Origin of the sequence: Bradyrhizobium manausense, from assembly GCF_018131105.1 — a bacterium.
In the GTDB taxonomy this organism is placed as follows: domain Bacteria; phylum Pseudomonadota; class Alphaproteobacteria; order Rhizobiales; family Xanthobacteraceae; genus Bradyrhizobium; species Bradyrhizobium manausense_B.
This window is the reverse complement of record NZ_JAFCJI010000002.1, coordinates 627,827-643,621: the sequence shown is the minus strand read 5'-3', so window position 1 is coordinate 643,621 and position 15,795 is coordinate 627,827. Positions and strand designations below refer to the sequence as shown.

Sequence of the window (15,795 nt, the reverse complement as noted above, 5' to 3'; positions counted from 1 at the left end):
ATCCACGTCTTGGCGGCAAGGAAGAAAGGCGTGGATGCCCGGGTCAAGCCCGGGCATGACGACGGAGAGAGTGACGCGCAAGTCATGACACGGCCTTGCGGAGCGGGGTCACCTTGAGGTGATCCTGGTGGTCGCCAATGGCTTTTGCGATGTAGCGGGCGGTGATCGGAGTGCCGTCGTAATGCACAATGGGCACGAGCCGCACCGGATCGATGCCGTTCTCGTTGACGATGAGCTGCCGGAGCTGGCTGTCGCGATTCTGCTCTACGACGTAGACGAAGTCGTGCTCGGCGAGGAAGCTCGCCACGCTCGAGTGGAACGGGAAGGCGCGGATGCGCAGGCGATCGAGCTGGTGCCCACGCGCCTCTAACAATCCGATCGCTTCGTCCATCGCCGGTGAAGTCGAGCCGAAATAGATCACGCCATATTTGGTCGGCCGTTCCGCATTGGCCTGGAGCGGTCGCGGCACGAGGTCCTGCGCCGTCTCGAACTTGCGCACGAGCCGCTGCATGTTGTCGGCGTAAACAGAGCCTTCCTCGGAATAGCGCGCATAGCGGTCGCGCGACGTTCCGCGGGTAAAATACGAGCCCTTGGTGGGATGCGTGCCGGGATAGGTGCGGTAGGGGATGCCGTCGCCGTCGACGTCGAGATAGCGGCCGAAGTCGCGGCCTTCTTCCAACATCTCCGCGGTCATCACCTTGCCGCGGTCATACTGCTTGGCGTCGTCCCACTTCAGCGGGCGGCAGAGCCGGTGGTTCATGCCGATGTCGAGATCGAGCATCAGGAAGATCGTGGTTTGCAGCCGTTCGGCGAGGTCGAAGGCGGCAGCCGCGAACTCGAACGCTTCAGCCGGGTCTTCCGGGAACAGCAGCACATGCTTGGTGTCGCCATGCGAAGCATAGGCGCAGGCGATGATGTCGCACTGCTGAGTGCGGGTCGGCATGCCCGTGGAGGGGCCGGCGCGCTGGATGTTCATGATCACGGCCGGGATCTCGGCAAAGTATGAAAGGCCGATGAACTCGGTCATCAGCGAGATGCCGGGGCCGGAGGTCGCTGTGAAGGCGCGCGCGCCGTTCCAGGACGCGCCGATCACGATGCCGATCGAAGCCAGCTCGTCCTCGCCCTGCACGATGGCGTACTTCGCTTGTCCGGTCTTGGGATCGTGCCGGTACTTCTTGCAATGAGCGGTGAAGGCTTCCGCCACCGAGGAGGACGGCGTGATCGGATACCAGGCGCAGACGGTCGCGCCGCCATAGACAGCGCCGAGCGCGGCGGCGCTGTTGCCTTCGATGAAGATGCGGTCGCCGACCTTGTCGGATTTTTTGATGCGCAATCCGAGCGGGCATTTCAGGTTCTGCAGCGCCCAATCGCGGCCCAAATGCAGCGCATGGACGTTGGAGGACAAGAGCTTCTCCTTGCCCTTGTACTGCTCACCGATCAGCTGCTCGATCAACTTCGGGTCCATGTCGAGCAGCGCCGAGAGCGCGCCGAGATAGATGATGTTCTTGAACAGCTGGCGCTGGCGCGGATCGGTATAGGTCGAGTTGGTGATCGCGGTGAGCGGCACGCCCATCACGGTGATGTCGTCACGGAATTTGGTTGACGGCATCGGCTTGGTGGAATCGTAGAACAGATAGCCGCCCGGCTCGATGCCGGCGACGTCCTTGTCCCAGGTCTGCGGGTTCATCGCGACCATCAGGTCGACGCCACCGCGGGCGCCGAGATGGCCGTCCTCGGTGACGCGCACCTCGTACCAGGTCGGGAGGCCCTGGATGTTGGAGGGGAAGATGTTGCGCGGAGACACCGGCACGCCATGGCGCAGGATCGCGCGCGCAAACATCTCGTTGGCGCTGGCCGATCCCGAGCCGTTGACGTTGGCGAAGCGGACGACGAAGTCGTTTACGCTGCTGATCGGCTTTTTGTCGGACATGTCGAACCTGCGTGAGTCATCTCGATGAAATATTTCTGCATGTCCCAGGCACCGGTGGGACAACGCTCGGCGCACAGCCCGCAATGCAGGCAGACGTCCTCGTCCTTGACCATGACGCGCCCGGTCTTGAGGTCGCTGGACACGTAAAGATCCTGGTCCGGATGCGGAGAGGGCGCCTTCAGGCGATGACGCAGATCGTCTTCCTCGCCATTTTGCGTGAAGGTGATGCAATCCATCGGGCAGATGTCGACGCAGGCGTCGCACTCGATGCAGAGCGAGGTTGAGAACACCGTCTGGACGTCGCAATTCAGGCAGCGATGGGCTTCGCCGAGCGCGAGCTTGACGTCGTAGCCGAGCTCGACCTCGGTGCGGATGTCCTTCAGCGCGATCACCTTGTCGCGATGCGGCACCTTGAAGCGCTTGTCGATGGAGATGTCGTTGTCATAGCTCCATTCGTGGATGCCCATCTTCTGCGAAGAGATCTGCACCTCCGGCAGCGGCCGTTCGGTGATGTCCTCGCCCGAGAGCAGCTTGTGGATCGACAGCGCGGCATCGTGGCCCTGCGCCACCGCCCAGATGATGTTCTTCGGGCCGAACGCGGCGTCGCCGCCGAAGAACACTTTCGGGTTGGTCGAGACGAAGGTTTGGGGATCGACCTTGGGCATGTGCCACTTGTCGAACTCGATGCCGCAGTCCTGCTCGATCCAGGGGAAGGCGTTCTCCTGGCCGACCGCGACCAGCACGTCGTCGCACTCGATGGTCTGGTCCGGCTCGCCCGACGGCACCAAATTGCGCTTGCCCTTGGCATCATATTCGGCCTTCACCTTCTGGAAGGTGACGCCGGTGAGCTTGCCGTTGTCGTGGATGAAGGCGACGGGGACGAGGAAGTTGAGGATCGGAATGTCCTCGTGGATCGCGTCCTCCTTCTCCCAGGGCGAGGCCTTCATCTCCTCGAAGCCGGAGCGTACGATCACTTTCACATCCTCGCCGCCGAGACGGCGCGCGGTGCGGCAGCAATCCATCGCGGTGTTGCCGCCGCCGAGGACGATCACGCGCTTGCCGATCTTGTCGGTGTGACCGAACGACACCGATGAGAGCCAGTCGATGCCGATATGGACGTGGGCGGCTGCTTCCTTGCGGCCGGGAATGTCGAGCTCGCGGCCGCGCGGCGCGCCGGAGCCGACGAAGATCGCGTCGTATTTCTCGGCGAGCAGCGCCTTCATGCTCTCGATGCGGTGACCACCCCTGAACTCGACACCGAGATTGAGGATGTAGCCGGTCTCCTCGTCGATGACGGAATTGGGCAGACGGAATTTCGGGATCTGCGTTCGCATCATGCCGCCGGCTTCGGGATCGCCGTCGAACACGGTGCAGTGATAGCCGAGCGGCGCAAGGTCGCGCGCCACAGTCAGCGACGCCGGACCACCGCCGACGAAGGCGACGCGCTTGCCATTCTTCGCGGTCGGATGCGGCAGGCGCTGTGTGATGTCGTCCTTGAAGTCGGCGGCGACGCGCTTGAGGCGACAGATCGCCACCGGCGTTTCCTCGACGCGTCCGCGGCGGCACGCCGGCTCGCACGGACGATCGCAGGTGCGTCCCAGGATTCCGGGAAACACGTTCGATTTCCAATTGATCATGTAGGCGTCGCTGTAGCGGCCTTGTGCGATCAGTCGGATGTATTCGGGAACCGGGGTGTGTGCAGGACAGGCCCACTGGCAATCGACCACTTTGTGAAAGTAGTCGGGGGCCGCGATATCGGTCGGTTTCATTCCTACCCTGTCCGCACAGGCTCAAAGACCCGGCGGCCTCTTTGAGCTTGTCGGACGCTTAACGCGGCTCGATCTGGTTTCTGAATGACGTCATTGGGTTAGCTTATTAGAACCGCTCCGAAGTACAACGGCAAATTTTCGCGCTTCCCCGCTTTCATAGGAGCTGCGCGCGGACAGCATTAACAGCCGCGCGCGTTCATGTGGCGGTGCAATATGTTGCGGTGCTCCATCCCCGTCATTGCGAGCGCAGCGAAGCAATCCAGAATCGTTTCCGCAGGGATAGTCTGGATTGCAATGACGGCGTCACGTCAGCCGCGCGCGATATCGCTCTTCGCGAGGTCCCACATCAGCGCATAGGTGCCGACGGAGACGGGAAGCGGGAAGGGCGCAGCGGCGGGGCCGGTGAAGCGTTCGGCAATGACGGCCGAGACCGCGCCGACATGCGTGCCGTCGATCAGCACGAACCAGTCGCGCGCGCCTTCATTGCGTACCGCCGGAATGTCGGCCGTCGCGCCCGACAATTCCGGTTCGCTTTCGAGCAGATGCATCGAGATGATGCCTTCGCGATCCTGCGGTGCCAGCTTCCATTGCAGGGCATCACGCCAGGCGGCGGCGTTGTCGACGGTGGGCCGCAGTCGCACGAGGCCGAGCGCGGCGCCGCGGCCGGTGCCCTTGCTGATGGTGATGCGCGCGACCACGCGCAGCATGTTCTTGAAATGCGCCATGGTTCGCCGCGACCATTCGGTCTGGTTGGCGAGACGCGTGCGGTAGGCGGGACTGTCGAGCACCTCCAGCGTCGCGGTCGAATACAGCGAGAGATATTTGGGATTGGCGGCGTGCGCGACATAGCGCCGCGCTTCCAGGAAACCTTCGATCGCGACGCGCTCTTCCAGATGTTCGCGATCGTACCAGCGGTTGAAATCGGCCTCTTCCGCTGCATCGATGTTCATCGATGTCAGCAGCATGCCTGTCCCGGCGAGCGGCATCGTTCTTGCTGTCCTTGCTTGCGCGCGCTAGCGCGCGGCCTTCGACGCGAGGTCGGCGATCGACTTCATGACCGCGTCCCGCACGCCGGCATCATAGAGCGAATGTCCGGCTTCTTCCACGATCCTGACCTCGGAACCCGGCCACACTTTCGCGAGCGCCTGCGATGTCTCGGGAGGGCACAGCAGATCGTAGCGGCCCTGCACGATGATGCCGGAAATGCCGGCGAGCCGCCCAGCGTTTCGCAGCAACTGGTCCTCGCTCATGAAGGAGTTGTTGACGAAATAATGCGCCTCCATGAACGGCGTTGCCGGCAGCGTGCGCCAGACGTTCAGCGAAGCGAGATCGATGCGCGTCTTGGCCGCCTTGTGCTCCGACAGAGCGCGCTCGGTGTCATGCCATGCGCGCGAGGCCGGTCCATGCACGGCGGGATCCGCATCGAGGATGCGGCGATAATAGGCTTCCACAGGTCGCGCGCGCTCCTCCGGCGGCAGCACGCTGAGAAAATCCTCGTGCAGCGCCGGATAGAATTGTGCGAGCCGCGAGGTGAAGGCAGTCTCGACCTCGGCCTGCGTGCCCAGGAAGGTCGCGCGCAGCGCAATGCCGGAGACACGCTCGGGATGGGCCTGCGCGTACGCCAGCGCCAGCGTCGCGCCCCAGGAGCCGCCGACCACCATCCAGCGTTCGAAGCCGAATTTCTCGCGGATCTTTTCCATGTCCGCGATCAGATGCGCCGTCGTGTTGTGCTCGCGCGATCCTTTCGGGCGGCTACGGCCGCAGCCGCGCTGGTCGAACAGCACGGCATGCATACGCTCGGGATCAAACAACCGGCGATGATCGGGCTGGCAGCCGCTGCCGGGGCCGCCATGCAGATAGACCGCGGGGGTGCCGTCAGCGCGGCCGACGCTCTCGACATAGAGCTCATGGCCGTCGCCGACGTCGAGCATGTCGGAGGTCAGCGGCGCAAAGGGATCGGCGCGTCTGGCGGACGTGCCTGCGTCGGCGTCAGGCATTCTTGTCGGATTCCGGAGTGCCGCCGGCGAAATTGCGGTAGAGGAAGCGGTTGGTCTCGCCCTCGGCCTCGCGCTCGGCCTGCTTGAAGATGGTCTCGTGCAGCGGCGACAGCGCGCAGGCCGGATCGGTGTTGGCGGCGTCACCGGTGAGCGCGAAGGCCTGGCAGCGGCAGCCGCCGAAATCGATCTCGCGGAATTCGCAACTCTTGCACGGCTCCTTCATCCAGCCGGTGCCGCGATATCTGTTGAAGGCGTCGGAGTTCTGCCAGATCCAGGCGATCGAATGGTTGGAGCGGACCGACTCGAAGTCGAGCCCGGTGATGCTCTCGGCGGCGTGGCAGGGCAGCACCTTGCCGGCCGGCGAGATGTTGAAAAACTGCCGGCCCCAGCCGCCCATGCATTTCTTCGGGCGCAGCGCGTAATAATCGGGAACGACGTAGTCGATCGCGAGCGTGCCCTTCAGCCGCTCGCGCGCCTCCTCGACAATGCGGGTGCATTCCTCGAGCTGCGCCACCGTCGGCATCAACGCAGCGCGATTCTTCAGCGCCCAGCCGTAATACTGGACATTGGCGACCTCGAGCCGGTCGGCATCGAGATCGACAGACATCTGGATGATGTCGGGGAGCTGATGCAAGTTCTGCCGGTGCATCACCGCGTTCACGGTGAGCGGCAGATCGAGTTCGCGCGTCCATTTCGCGACTTCGAGCTTCTTGCGATGGCCGCCCTTGTAGCCGGCGACGCGATCAGCGAGGCCCTCTTCGATGCCCTGGAACGAGATCTGGACATGGCAGAGCCCGGCGTCCGCGAGCTCGCTCAACCGTTCGCGCGTCAGCAGCACGGCCGAAGTGATCAGATTGGTATAGAGCCCGACGTCGCTTGCATGCTTGACCAGCTCGACCAGGTCCTTCCGCGCGGTCGGCTCGCCGCCGGAGAAATGCACCTGCAGCACGCCGATCTCGGCGAGCTCGCTCAGCACCTTCTTCCATTCGTCCGTGGTCAGCTCCTTGCCGGAGCGATCGAGCTCGACCGGGTTGGAACAGTACGGACATTGCAGCGGGCAGCGATGGGTGATCTCGAGCAGCACCGCGAGCGGAATACCAAATGTCTCTGCCGTCGAGCGGCTCTTCTCGAGCACCGCGAGGCTGTCGCTGGTATCAGGCGGAATAGTCGGGAGCACATCGCTCATGGCGTCTTCTCCCTGATCTCGGTGAGGAAGCCCTTGTCGGCAAGGTCCTGCAGCATGACGATGACATCAGTGAGGATCGCCTCGCGAGGGGCCGCGTATTTCGCCGCCAGCAGATCGGATACGTCGCCGACACTGCGCTTTCCGTCGCAGAGCTGCAAGACCTCGACCGCGATCTCGTCAGGCGCCAGCACGCGTTCCGGCGCCAGGATCACCCAGACTTTCCGCGTCTCGTCATATTTCAGCTTGGCATGCCGCGGCAGCACGGGGCGGCTTGCCTCGCTGACGCTGATGTTCCGCGGCCCGGCCATCGTTCTATTCCCTCAACCCGCTTTGGGCACGAACGCGCCCGGCGGAATGTTGCCTTCGACATAGGCGTGCTGGAGCGCGTCGAGTTGCACCCACAACACGTTGGTCTTGAAGATCAGCGCGTTGCACACAAGCGCGCGCTGTTCCGGCGTCGTCGCGTGCGCCTTGACATAGTCGAGCGCAAACCCGGCGTCGCGCGGCGCCTGCGCGAGGCGGCGCTTGAAGTAGCTCATGATATCAGGATTGACGAAGTCGTAGTGCTCCAGCATGCCGGAGATGCGCTCTTCGTGCAGGTTCGGCGCGAACAGCTCGGTGAGCGAGGAGGCGATCGCCTCCAGCGGGCTCTTTTCGCGGCAATAGTGGACGTAAGCCTCCACCGCAAAGCGCGTCGCCGGCAAAATGCCTTCGGTCGATTCCACGTAGGCCGTGTCGAGACCGAGGCCTTCGGTCAGCTTCAGCCAGCGCTCGATGCCGCCCTCGGAGCCGACATCACCGTCATGGTCCTCGATGCGGTGGCGCCATTCCAGCCGCGTGGCGCGGTCGCGGAAGCGCGAGATCACCACCGCATCCTTGATCGGGATCGTGCTCTGGTAATAGTAGCGGTTCAGCGCCCAGGCCTGCACCTGGCCCTTGTTCAGCTTGCCGCCATGCAGGAGCTTATGGAACGGATGCAGGCTGTGATAGCGCGTCGCGCCGATATGGCGCAGCGTCGCTTCCAGCTCTTCGGCCGAGTTGAGGCGGATGTCCTTGCCGACAGAGAGCGCAGTCATTCCAGTCATCAACGCGGCATTCACAGCACGATCTCCGTTCCATCGGCGGGAATCTGCCAGCCCGCGGCCTCGACCGTCTTGCGTTGAGGCGTATCAGGCAGCAGCGCCGGATTCGAGTTATTGATATGCAGAAATATCTTCCTGTCGAGCTTGAGATCGGCGAGCCGCGCGATCGCGCCGTCGGCGCCCGACATCGCGACATGGCCCATGCTCTTGCCGGTTTTGTGGCCGAGCCCGGCCTTGATCATCTCGTCGTCCTGCCAGACCGTGCCGTCGAAGAACACCAGCGCAGCGCCGTCGATCTCGGCCTTGAGCGCATCGGTGACCTCGGCGCAGGCGGCAATGAAGTAGAAACACTTGCCGGTCGATTTGTCGGTGATCTTCAGGCCCAGCGTATCGCCGTCGCCGCTCTCGCCACCGGGATGCGCCTTGCCTTCGAGATACCACGCCGATTTGCCCGGCACAGCGAAGGGCATCACTTCGAGACCTGAGCGCGCACCATCAGGCAATCGCGGCTCGAACGGCTCGCGGATGTCGATAGGCTGACGCCTGACGTTCTTCTCGTTGAGCACATTGAAGATGCTGTTGCTGGCCAGGATCGCCAGCACCTTTTCATGCGCATAGACCGTGAAGGGCGAGCCCTCGCGCATCGATAGCAGGCCCGCCACCGCATCGACTTCGCTGTTGGTCAGGATCACGCCTGATACAGGCGTATGGCGCAGCGCGCCTGCCTTCGGATGCAGCTGCGGCGTGGCATTCAATTGCTGGCGCAGATCAGGCGAGGCGTTGATCAGGAACCAGTGCTCGCCGTCGCCGCTGAAGGCGACCGAGGCCTGGGTTCGATAAAGCTCATGTCCAAAGGTGCGGGCCGCCCGGCAGCCCTCGCAACCGCAATTCCATTGCGGGACTCCGCCGCCAGCCCCGGCGCCCAGGACGACGACGCGAAGCATGATCCGTCTCCTGGAGGCAACGTCGCGAGGTGGATCTCAGGCCGACACAGTTTCCATCATTCGGAAACCGATCGTGACCGAAAGACCCACCTGCGCAGAACGCATACTCACCAACCGCTTATTTGCGGGTGGCGCTCACATACATGTTGATTTCCATGCCGCACGGCACTTCGACGATCTTCGGGGCTTTCCAGGCCATTTTGGCTCTCCATTTCGCGAATTCGGACGTGTCCGCCCGTTGGCTAAGTTACTGCGCGCGCAAAAGTTCGCCAGTGAAATTTTCCCGAGAACGGCCATGTTGCGCTGCGGAAAGCACGACGGGAACACCATTTCTGCCGATATAGCCTTGCCCTGGGCGCATTCGGTCGCGAACCCTGTCCTGATAAAGCAGTTGTGAGTGCAGTGCAGGTTTCAATCCGGTACAGGCGCCTTTAGCTGGATCTCGTGATGCCCAAATACTTCTTCAACACCCGTATCGGCGATGAATTGATCGTGGATCCTGATGGCGAGGATCTGCGCAACCCTGATCGCGCATGGGAGGTCGCCCGCCAGATGATCCTGGAGGTGGTTAAGTCCGAAGGCGCCCAGCCGGCCCTGCTCGAGGCGGTCATCGAGGTGACCGACGACGACGGCGAGATCGTGCTGGAGTTTCCCTTCAGCGAGGCCCTGCTGGACATGCCGGACGCATCAGCGACGCGGCATTGAGGCGGGCTGGCGAGGCGTGCCGCTCGATCCCCGTCATTGCGAGCGTAGCGAAGCAATCCAGAGTGTCTCCGCGGAGGCAGTCTGGATTGCTTCGTCGCAAGGGCTCCTCGCAATGACGAAGAACGCGGAAATCCGCGCGCCCGGACGCCTTCCTCCCTGCGAAATCCGCATGGCTTTGCTGCGATCCCGGCGTTAAAAGACGCCGGTCACACGGAGCAAGCCATGCAAGATCTCTGGCGCCTGTCGGCCGCCGACCTCGCCACCCTCGTCAGGTCCAAGAAAGTATCGGCAAAGGAGGCCGCAAAGGCCGGCCTCGCGCGCCTCGACGCGGTCAATCCCGCGCTCAACGCGGTGATCGACCACCGGCCGGAGGATGTGCTCAAGCAGGCTGACGCGGTCGATGCTGCCATCGCCAGGGGGGAAGATCCCGGCGTGCTGGCCGGCGTGCCCGTCACCATCAAGGCCAATGTCGACCAGGAGGGCTTTGCCACCACCAACGGCCTCAAGCTGCAGCGCGACCTGATTGCGCGCGAGGACAATCCGGTGGTCGCCAATTTCCGCAAAGCGGGCGCCATTCTCCTTGGCCGCACCAATTGCCCGGCCTTTTCCTACCGCTGGTTCACCACCAACCTCGTCCATGGCGACACCAAGAATCCGCGCGACGCCTCGCTGACCCCGGGCGGCTCGTCCGGCGGTGCCGGCTCGGCGGTTGCGGCCGGCATCGGCCATATCGCCCACGGCACCGACATCGCCGGCTCGATCCGCTATCCCGCCTATGCCTGCGGCGTGCATGGCCTCCGCCCGACCCTGGGCCGCATCCCCGCTTTCAATCCCGCGCTGCCGGAGCGCCCGATCGGGCCGCAGATCATGGCGGTGTCCGGCCCGCTCGCCCGCACGGTCAACGATCTCAGGATTTCGCTCGCCGCCATGTCGGCGCGCGATGTGCGCGATCCCTGGTATGTGCCGGCGCCGCTGCAAGGCCCGGTCGTGCCGAAGCGCGCCGCGATCTGCCTCAACCCGGATGGCCTCGCGACCACGCCGGAAGTGAAGGCCGCCGTGACCGATGCCGGCAAGCGGCTCGAGCGTGCGGGCTGGACCGTCGATGTGATCGAGAACACCCCGCCGATGCGCGAAGCCGTCGAGTGGCAGCGAAAACTCTGGCTCGGGGAAGCCTATGAGGCGCAGCTGGAAATGGCGGAGCGCGAGGGCGATCCCGGCGCGCTGGCGTGCCTGCGCGGCAACCGCGCCAAGGTCACGCCGATGGACCAGGCGAATTACGCGCAAGCGCTGACGCGCCGTGCCACGTTCACACGCGACTGGATGGTGTTCTTTGAAAAATACGCCGTGGTGCTGACGCCTGTTTCGGGCGAGCTGCCGTTCCCCGATCATCTCGACCGCAAGGATGCTGAGTCCTTCGAGCGGGTCTGGGAAGCGCAGATGCCGCAGATCGCCACGCCCTTCATGGGGCTGCCGGGCCTGGTCGTCTCGACCGGTCTCGTCGGCAAGGCGCCGGTCGGTGTGCACATCGTCTCCGGCCGCTACCGCGAGGATCTCTGTCTTCTCGCCGGCGAAGCGATCGAGGCGGGCGGCGTGCCGCCGTCGCCGATCGATCCCGTGGGTTAGCGATGTCGGTGATCTACGACTTCAAGGCCAATTCGCTTGCCGGCGATGAGGTGTCGATGCGTCATTACGAGGGGCAGGTGCTGCTGATCGTCAACACCGCGAGCAAATGCGGCTTCACGCCGCAATATCGCGGGCTCGAGGATCTGCATCGCGACCTCTCGCCGCGCGGCTTCGCGGTGCTCGGCTTTCCCTGCAACCAGTTCGGCGCGCAGGAGCCGGGACCGGCAGCCGAGATCCACGCGTTCTGCTCCACCAACTACGACGTCACCTTTCCCTTGTTCGAAAAGATCGACGTCAACGGCGCCCACGCCCATCCCTTGTATGAGTACCTGAAACGCCAGCAATCCGGACTGCTGGGCGCCTCCATCAAATGGAATTTCACCAAATTCCTGGTGGACCGTGCCGGCCAGGTGATCGCGCGCTACGCGCCGACCGCGCGGCCGGAAGGATTGCGGCAGAAGATCGAGACCCTGTTATGAGCGAGACATCAATGAGCGACGAATTTCCGGACCGCCTGTCGGTCGACCCCAACAGCCCCTATTACAACGCGGACATCCTGTCGCGCGACGTCGGCATCCGCTTCAAGGGCGTCGAGAAGACCAATGTCGAGGAGTACTGCATCAGCGAAGGCTGGGTCCGCGTCGCCGCCGGCAATGCCAAGGACCGCTACGGCAATCAGCTGACCATCAAGGTGCACGGGCCGGTGGAGCCGTACTTCCGGGATAAAAAGTAAGCGCGTCGCGCGCACACTCTCTCCTCGTCATTGCGAGGAGCTCTTGCGACGAAGCAATCCAGACTATTTCCGCAGCGACAGACTGGATTGCTTCGCTTCGCTCGCAATGACGAGAATAACCATCGAGGCCCCCATGTCCGTCCGCATCGTCGACGTCCGCGAGATCACCAAGCCGATCTCTTCCCCCATCCGCAACGCCTATATCGACTTCTCCAAGATGACGACGAGCCTCGTCGCGGTCGTCACCGACGTCGTCCGCGACGGCAAGCGTGTCGTCGGCTATGGCTTCAATTCCAACGGCCGCTACGGGCAGGGCGGCCTGATCCGCGAACGCTTTGCCTCGCGCATCACGGAAGCCGATCCGAAGTCGCTGCTGAATGCGAGCGGCGACAATCTCGACCCCGACAAGGTCTGGGGCGCGATGATGACCAACGAGAAGCCGGGCGGTCACGGCGAACGCTCGGTCGCGGTCGGCACCATCGACATGGCGGTGTGGGATGCGGTGGCGAAGATCGCCGGCAAGCCGCTGTTTCGCCTGCTCGCCGAGCGTCACGGCGTCAAAGCCAATCCGCGCGTGTTCGTCTACGCCGCCGGCGGCTATTACTATCCCGGCAAGGATCTCTCGATGCTGCGGGCTGAGATGCGCGGCTACCTGGACCGCGGCTACAACGTCGTCAAGATGAAGATCGGCGGCGCGTCGATTGAAGACGATCGCACCCGCATCGAGGCGGTGCTGAAGGAGATCGGCAAGGACGCGCAGCTCGCCGTCGACGCCAACGGCCGCTTCGACCTCGAGACCGGCATCGCCTACGCCAAGATGCTGCGCGACTATCCCTTGTTCTGGTACGAGGAGGTCGGCGATCCTCTCGACTACGCGCTGCAGGCAGCTCTCGCCGAATTCTACCCGGGCCCGATGGCGACGGGCGAGAATCTCTTCAGCCACCAGGACGCCCGCAATCTGATCCGCTACGGCGGCATGCGCCCCGACCGCGACTGGCTGCAATTCGACTGTGCGCTGTCCTATGGCCTCTGCGAATACCAGCGCACGCTGGAAGTGCTGAAGACCCACGGCTGGTCCCCCAGCCGCTGCATCCCCCATGGCGGCCACCAGATGTCGCTCAACATCGCCGCCGGCCTGGGCCTCGGCGGCAATGAAAGCTACCCGGACCTGTTCCAGCCCTACGGCGGCTTCCCCGACGGCGTCCGCGTCGAGAACGGCCACATCACCATGCCCGATCTTCCGGGCATCGGCTTCGAAGGCAAGTCGGATCTCTACAAGGAGATGAAGGCGCTGGCGGAGTAGGCCGCTACTCCACCGACGCTTGACGTCATCGAACGGCAGAAGCCACACACTCCGTCATTGCTCGGAGAAGCAATCCGGAGTCTTTCCGCAGTGGCACTCTGGATTGCTTCGTCGCTAGTGCTCCTCGCAACGACGAGCCCCTACGACAACCGCATATCCAGCAACCGTCGTCCTTCGCCCTTCAGCAGCTTCTTCACTGCGCTGGAGGCCACGACCTCGCCGTCATTGGCGTAGGCTTCGTGGTTCTTCTCGATGTCGTCGAGACGATAGACGTAATTCACCATCACGCCGGCGGACTCGCGCAGGCCCTTGGGCGAGAGGTCACCCAGCCAGTTGATGCGCTCCAGCCGTGCGCCGTTGCCGAGATGAAAACGGGCGACGGAATCGATCAGGCGCCCCTTCGACGTGCGCGCCTTGAGGAAGTAGTGGGCCGCGAGCGGTTCGATCACGTTGCGCAACTGCGTGGTCGTCTCCGGGTTCTCGAACCATTTGGGATCGTCGAGGCGCTTGAGGATCTCGCGGTCTTCGTCCGAGAGCGGCAGGTCGTTGTCCTGCTTGATCCACGGCATGAAGCCAGGCACCGGCGACAGCGTCACGAAAGTGTCGAGTTTTGGAGTCTCGCGGCGCAGCTCTTCCACCACCTGCTTGATCAGGAAGCTGCCGAAGGAGATGCCGCCGAGCCCGCGCTGGGTGTTGGAGATCGAATAGAATACGGCGGTGCGTGCCTTCTCGATCGGAAGGTACTGACGATCGACCGTGAGCAGCGGCGCGATCGCGCCGGGGATCGTCTCGGTCAGCGCCACCTCGACGAAGATCAGGGGTTCGTCGACCATCGCGGGATGGAAGAAGGCGTAGCAGCGACGGTCGACCGGATCGATGCGGCGGCGCAGATCGTCCCAGTCGCTGATCTCGTGCACGGCTTCGTAGCGGATGATTTTTTCGAGGATGTTGGCCGGAGTCGACCAGTCAATCCGGCGCAGCACGAGAAACCCCCTGTTGAACCACGAAGAGAGAAGATGCGAGACGTCGCGGTCGAGTGCGGCGAGATCGGTGTGTCCGTTCTTCATACGGAGCAGATCCGCACGCATGGCAACGAGATCGCTGGTGCCGCCGGGCGCCCGGTTGAGCCGGCGGATCAACTCCTGCCGCCGCGGCTCCGAGGCGAAATGCAGCGAGCTGGCGTCCTCGTCGCCGGGCTTGGCGCGCCACTTCTCGATCGCCTTGGTCAGGCGCTCGTGGTCCGGGCCGAAATCTCGCACCAGCCCTTCGAAGAAGGCGCGGCGGCCTGCGTCATCCAATTTCCGGTAGATGTCGAGCACCTCACGCGCCATGGCGGTGCCGGAGGCCTCACCCCGGCCCGACAGCAGCGCGCCGCAGAGCTCGATCAGCCCGTCGGCATCCTGCTTGGTATCCGTGCTATCGCCGCGGCGAAGCAGGGTGCGGCCGCGCTCGGAGATAGTGGCGAGCAGGTCGGAGAAATAGGCATTGGCCATCTGGGCTTTTCAAATCCGGGTTTGTGCGGTGCGGAAGCTTACACGGGATTTAGGCGGAAGCCGATCACAATCAAGCAGAGGAATGCGGCATCTTTAGTTGGGCTATGCAGCGGGGTGAAGACCGGCATGCCCCGCGAAGGCCCCCTCAGCCGAGACAGTCTGGATTGCTTCGTCGCAAGTGCTCCTCGCAATGACGGGACGGGGCTACACCTTCCCCGCAAACTCCGTCGGAGTCCGCCCCGTTACCTGGCGGAACGCTGCCGAGAAAGCCGGCACGCTGGCATAACCGAGCTGCGTCGCGAGCTGCTTCACCGAGACATTCGCGTCCGTGGAAAGCCGTTGGATCGCCGCCGCGATGCGGGCGCGCTGGCACCAGCTCTTGAAGCTCAATTGCGTCTCCGTCGAGAACAGCCGCGACAGCGTGCGCGCCGAGGTGCCGACCTCGCGCGCCAGGGTGTCGATGTCGTGCAGGCCGGTGGGATCGTCGAGCACGATCAGCGCGGCGCGGCGGCAACGCGGCTCGTGCGGCAGCGGCACGAAAGTCGCGGGATCCTCGGCCTGGTGCAATTCCAGCATGACGAGGCGCACCAGCAGCTCGGTGCGCTCCTCGGTATTGCGCGCGTCGAACAACGCCAGGATTGCCTGGTTGAGCAGCGGCGACACCCGCACCACGAATTCCCGGGTCAATCCCTCATCGCGCTGCTCGCGCTTCAGCCAGGCCACGTCGAAATACAGCGTGCGCATCTCGATGTCGGCGAGCAGGTCGATGGCGTGCTCGAGTCCGGCCGGGACCCAGACCGCGCGATCCGGCGGCACCAGCCAGCGTCCCTCGGGCGTCGACACCTGCATCGTGCCCTTCGCCGCGTAGATCAGCTGGGCCTCGCGATGCATGTGCAGATCGATCCGCATGCCCTTCGGATAGTCGCGCGCGACCAGGTGCACGCCCGCGGTAGAGCGGTGGTTGCCCTGGACCTCCCTCAGGATTGGCGTTTCCAAGATTGGCGTTTGCAAGACAGTCATTGGCAGCATC

At 63.8% G+C, this 15,795-nt stretch carries 16 protein-coding genes; 5 read left to right on the top strand and 11 right to left on the bottom strand.

The genetic code is table 11. The features are described 5' to 3' along the window. Nucleotides 1-82: 82 nt before the first annotated feature. The 9 genes from JQ631_RS23325 to pqqA all read right to left on the bottom strand — a co-directional run bounded on the left by JQ631_RS23325 (nucleotide 83) and on the right by pqqA (nucleotide 9,107). Entirely contained in the window at nucleotides 83-1,930 is a 1,848-nt protein-coding gene (locus JQ631_RS23325; protein WP_212329639.1) for a 2-oxoacid:acceptor oxidoreductase subunit alpha, read from the bottom strand. After that, entirely contained in the window at nucleotides 1,900-3,699 is a 1,800-nt protein-coding gene (locus JQ631_RS23320) for an FAD-dependent oxidoreductase (RefSeq protein ID WP_212329638.1), read from the bottom strand. The genes JQ631_RS23325 and JQ631_RS23320 overlap by 31 nt, the downstream gene beginning before the upstream one ends. Before the next feature lie 308 nt (nucleotides 3,700-4,007). Next, complete coding sequence (locus JQ631_RS23315; protein ID WP_212329634.1) at nucleotides 4,008-4,685, bottom strand: DUF4286 family protein; 678 nt, start codon at nucleotides 4,683-4,685, stop codon at nucleotides 4,008-4,010. A 27-nt stretch (nucleotides 4,686-4,712) separates the two neighbouring features. Then, nucleotides 4,713-5,696 carry a prolyl aminopeptidase gene (gene pip, locus JQ631_RS23310; RefSeq protein ID WP_212329633.1) on the bottom strand — a complete coding sequence of 328 codons (984 nt, stop codon included), beginning with the start codon at nucleotides 5,694-5,696 and terminating at the stop codon, nucleotides 4,713-4,715. Further along, entirely contained in the window at nucleotides 5,689-6,882 is a 1,194-nt protein-coding gene (gene pqqE, locus JQ631_RS23305) for a pyrroloquinoline quinone biosynthesis protein PqqE (RefSeq protein WP_212329631.1), read from the bottom strand. Before pqqE ends, pip begins: the two co-directional genes overlap by 8 nt. Continuing rightward, nucleotides 6,879-7,190 (bottom strand): pyrroloquinoline quinone biosynthesis peptide chaperone PqqD, encoded by a 312-nt coding sequence (pqqD, locus tag JQ631_RS23300; protein WP_212329624.1) that lies wholly within the window; start codon nucleotides 7,188-7,190, stop codon nucleotides 6,879-6,881. Before pqqD ends, pqqE begins: the two co-directional genes overlap by 4 nt. A 12-nt stretch (nucleotides 7,191-7,202) precedes the next feature. Beyond that, nucleotides 7,203-7,982 (bottom strand): pyrroloquinoline-quinone synthase PqqC, encoded by a 780-nt coding sequence (gene pqqC, locus JQ631_RS23295; RefSeq protein WP_212329622.1) that lies wholly within the window; start codon nucleotides 7,980-7,982, stop codon nucleotides 7,203-7,205. Further along, nucleotides 7,979-8,908 (bottom strand): pyrroloquinoline quinone biosynthesis protein PqqB, encoded by a 930-nt coding sequence (pqqB, locus tag JQ631_RS23290; protein ID WP_212329620.1) that lies wholly within the window; start codon nucleotides 8,906-8,908, stop codon nucleotides 7,979-7,981. Before pqqB ends, pqqC begins: the two co-directional genes overlap by 4 nt. 118 nt (nucleotides 8,909-9,026) lie before the next feature. Next, nucleotides 9,027-9,107 (bottom strand): pyrroloquinoline quinone precursor peptide PqqA, encoded by an 81-nt coding sequence (pqqA, locus tag JQ631_RS23285; RefSeq protein WP_007595659.1) that lies wholly within the window; start codon nucleotides 9,105-9,107, stop codon nucleotides 9,027-9,029. A gap of 248 nt (nucleotides 9,108-9,355) precedes the next feature. Here pqqA and JQ631_RS23280 point away from each other — a divergent pair, with 248 nt between their 5' ends. The 5 genes from JQ631_RS23280 (at nucleotide 9,356) to tarD (ending at nucleotide 13,272) form a co-directional block, all read left to right on the top strand. After that, nucleotides 9,356-9,613, top strand: a complete 258-nt coding sequence (locus JQ631_RS23280; RefSeq protein ID WP_212329618.1) for a DUF6894 family protein — start codon at nucleotides 9,356-9,358, stop codon at nucleotides 9,611-9,613. Nucleotides 9,614-9,835: 222 nt separating this feature from the next. After that, nucleotides 9,836-11,236: an amidase family protein gene (locus tag JQ631_RS23275; protein ID WP_212329617.1), complete on the top strand. Its 1,401-nt coding sequence runs from the start codon at nucleotides 9,836-9,838 to the stop codon at nucleotides 11,234-11,236. A 2-nt stretch (nucleotides 11,237-11,238) separates the two neighbouring features. Beyond that, nucleotides 11,239-11,715, top strand: coding sequence for a glutathione peroxidase (locus JQ631_RS23270; RefSeq protein WP_212329615.1), 477 nt, complete (start codon nucleotides 11,239-11,241; stop codon nucleotides 11,713-11,715). Continuing rightward, the gene (locus JQ631_RS23265; RefSeq protein WP_212329613.1) at nucleotides 11,712-11,969 is read left to right on the top strand and encodes a DUF3297 family protein; all 258 of its coding nucleotides are present in this window, start codon (nucleotides 11,712-11,714) and stop codon (nucleotides 11,967-11,969) included. Before JQ631_RS23270 ends, JQ631_RS23265 begins: the two co-directional genes overlap by 4 nt. A gap of 133 nt (nucleotides 11,970-12,102) precedes the next feature. Then, nucleotides 12,103-13,272 (top strand): D(-)-tartrate dehydratase, encoded by a 1,170-nt coding sequence (tarD, locus tag JQ631_RS23260; RefSeq protein WP_212329611.1) that lies wholly within the window; start codon nucleotides 12,103-12,105, stop codon nucleotides 13,270-13,272. A gap of 140 nt (nucleotides 13,273-13,412) precedes the next feature. On the opposite strand, the gene JQ631_RS23255 is transcribed toward tarD, so the two are convergent. Continuing rightward, the gene (locus tag JQ631_RS23255) at nucleotides 13,413-14,765 is read right to left on the bottom strand and encodes a malonyl-CoA decarboxylase (RefSeq protein WP_212329609.1); all 1,353 of its coding nucleotides are present in this window, start codon (nucleotides 14,763-14,765) and stop codon (nucleotides 13,413-13,415) included. Nucleotides 14,766-14,969: 204 nt separating this feature from the next. Then, nucleotides 14,970-15,794, bottom strand: coding sequence for an AraC family transcriptional regulator (locus JQ631_RS23250; RefSeq protein ID WP_212329607.1), 825 nt, complete (start codon nucleotides 15,792-15,794; stop codon nucleotides 14,970-14,972). Between the last annotated feature and the right edge of the window lies 1 nt (nucleotide 15,795).

Bases quoted from the DNA above. Each gene is read 5' to 3' on its own strand.
- JQ631_RS23325 (WP_212329639.1), bottom strand. From the start codon at position 1,930: ATGTCCGACAAAAAGCCGATCAGCAGCGTAAACGACTTCGTCGTCCGC.
- JQ631_RS23320 (WP_212329638.1), bottom strand. From the start codon at position 3,699: ATGAAACCGACCGATATCGCGGCCCCCGACTACTTTCACAAAGTGGTC.
- JQ631_RS23315 (WP_212329634.1), bottom strand. From the start codon at position 4,685: ATGCCGCTCGCCGGGACAGGCATGCTGCTGACATCGATGAACATCGAT.
- pip (WP_212329633.1), bottom strand. From the start codon at position 5,696: ATGCCTGACGCCGACGCAGGCACGTCCGCCAGACGCGCCGATCCCTTT.
- pqqE (WP_212329631.1), bottom strand. From the start codon at position 6,882: ATGAGCGATGTGCTCCCGACTATTCCGCCTGATACCAGCGACAGCCTC.
- pqqD (WP_212329624.1), bottom strand. From the start codon at position 7,190: ATGGCCGGGCCGCGGAACATCAGCGTCAGCGAGGCAAGCCGCCCCGTG.
- pqqB (WP_212329620.1), bottom strand. From the start codon at position 8,908: ATGCTTCGCGTCGTCGTCCTGGGCGCCGGGGCTGGCGGCGGAGTCCCG.
- pqqA (WP_007595659.1), bottom strand. From the start codon at position 9,107: ATGGCCTGGAAAGCCCCGAAGATCGTCGAAGTGCCGTGCGGCATGGAA.
- JQ631_RS23280 (WP_212329618.1), top strand. From the start codon at position 9,356: ATGCCCAAATACTTCTTCAACACCCGTATCGGCGATGAATTGATCGTG.
- JQ631_RS23275 (WP_212329617.1), top strand. From the start codon at position 9,836: ATGCAAGATCTCTGGCGCCTGTCGGCCGCCGACCTCGCCACCCTCGTC.
- JQ631_RS23270 (WP_212329615.1), top strand. From the start codon at position 11,239: ATGTCGGTGATCTACGACTTCAAGGCCAATTCGCTTGCCGGCGATGAG.
- JQ631_RS23265 (WP_212329613.1), top strand. From the start codon at position 11,712: ATGAGCGAGACATCAATGAGCGACGAATTTCCGGACCGCCTGTCGGTC.
- tarD (WP_212329611.1), top strand. From the start codon at position 12,103: ATGTCCGTCCGCATCGTCGACGTCCGCGAGATCACCAAGCCGATCTCT.
- JQ631_RS23255 (WP_212329609.1), bottom strand. From the start codon at position 14,765: ATGGCCAATGCCTATTTCTCCGACCTGCTCGCCACTATCTCCGAGCGC.
- JQ631_RS23250 (WP_212329607.1), bottom strand. From the start codon at position 15,794: ATGCTGCCAATGACTGTCTTGCAAACGCCAATCTTGGAAACGCCAATC.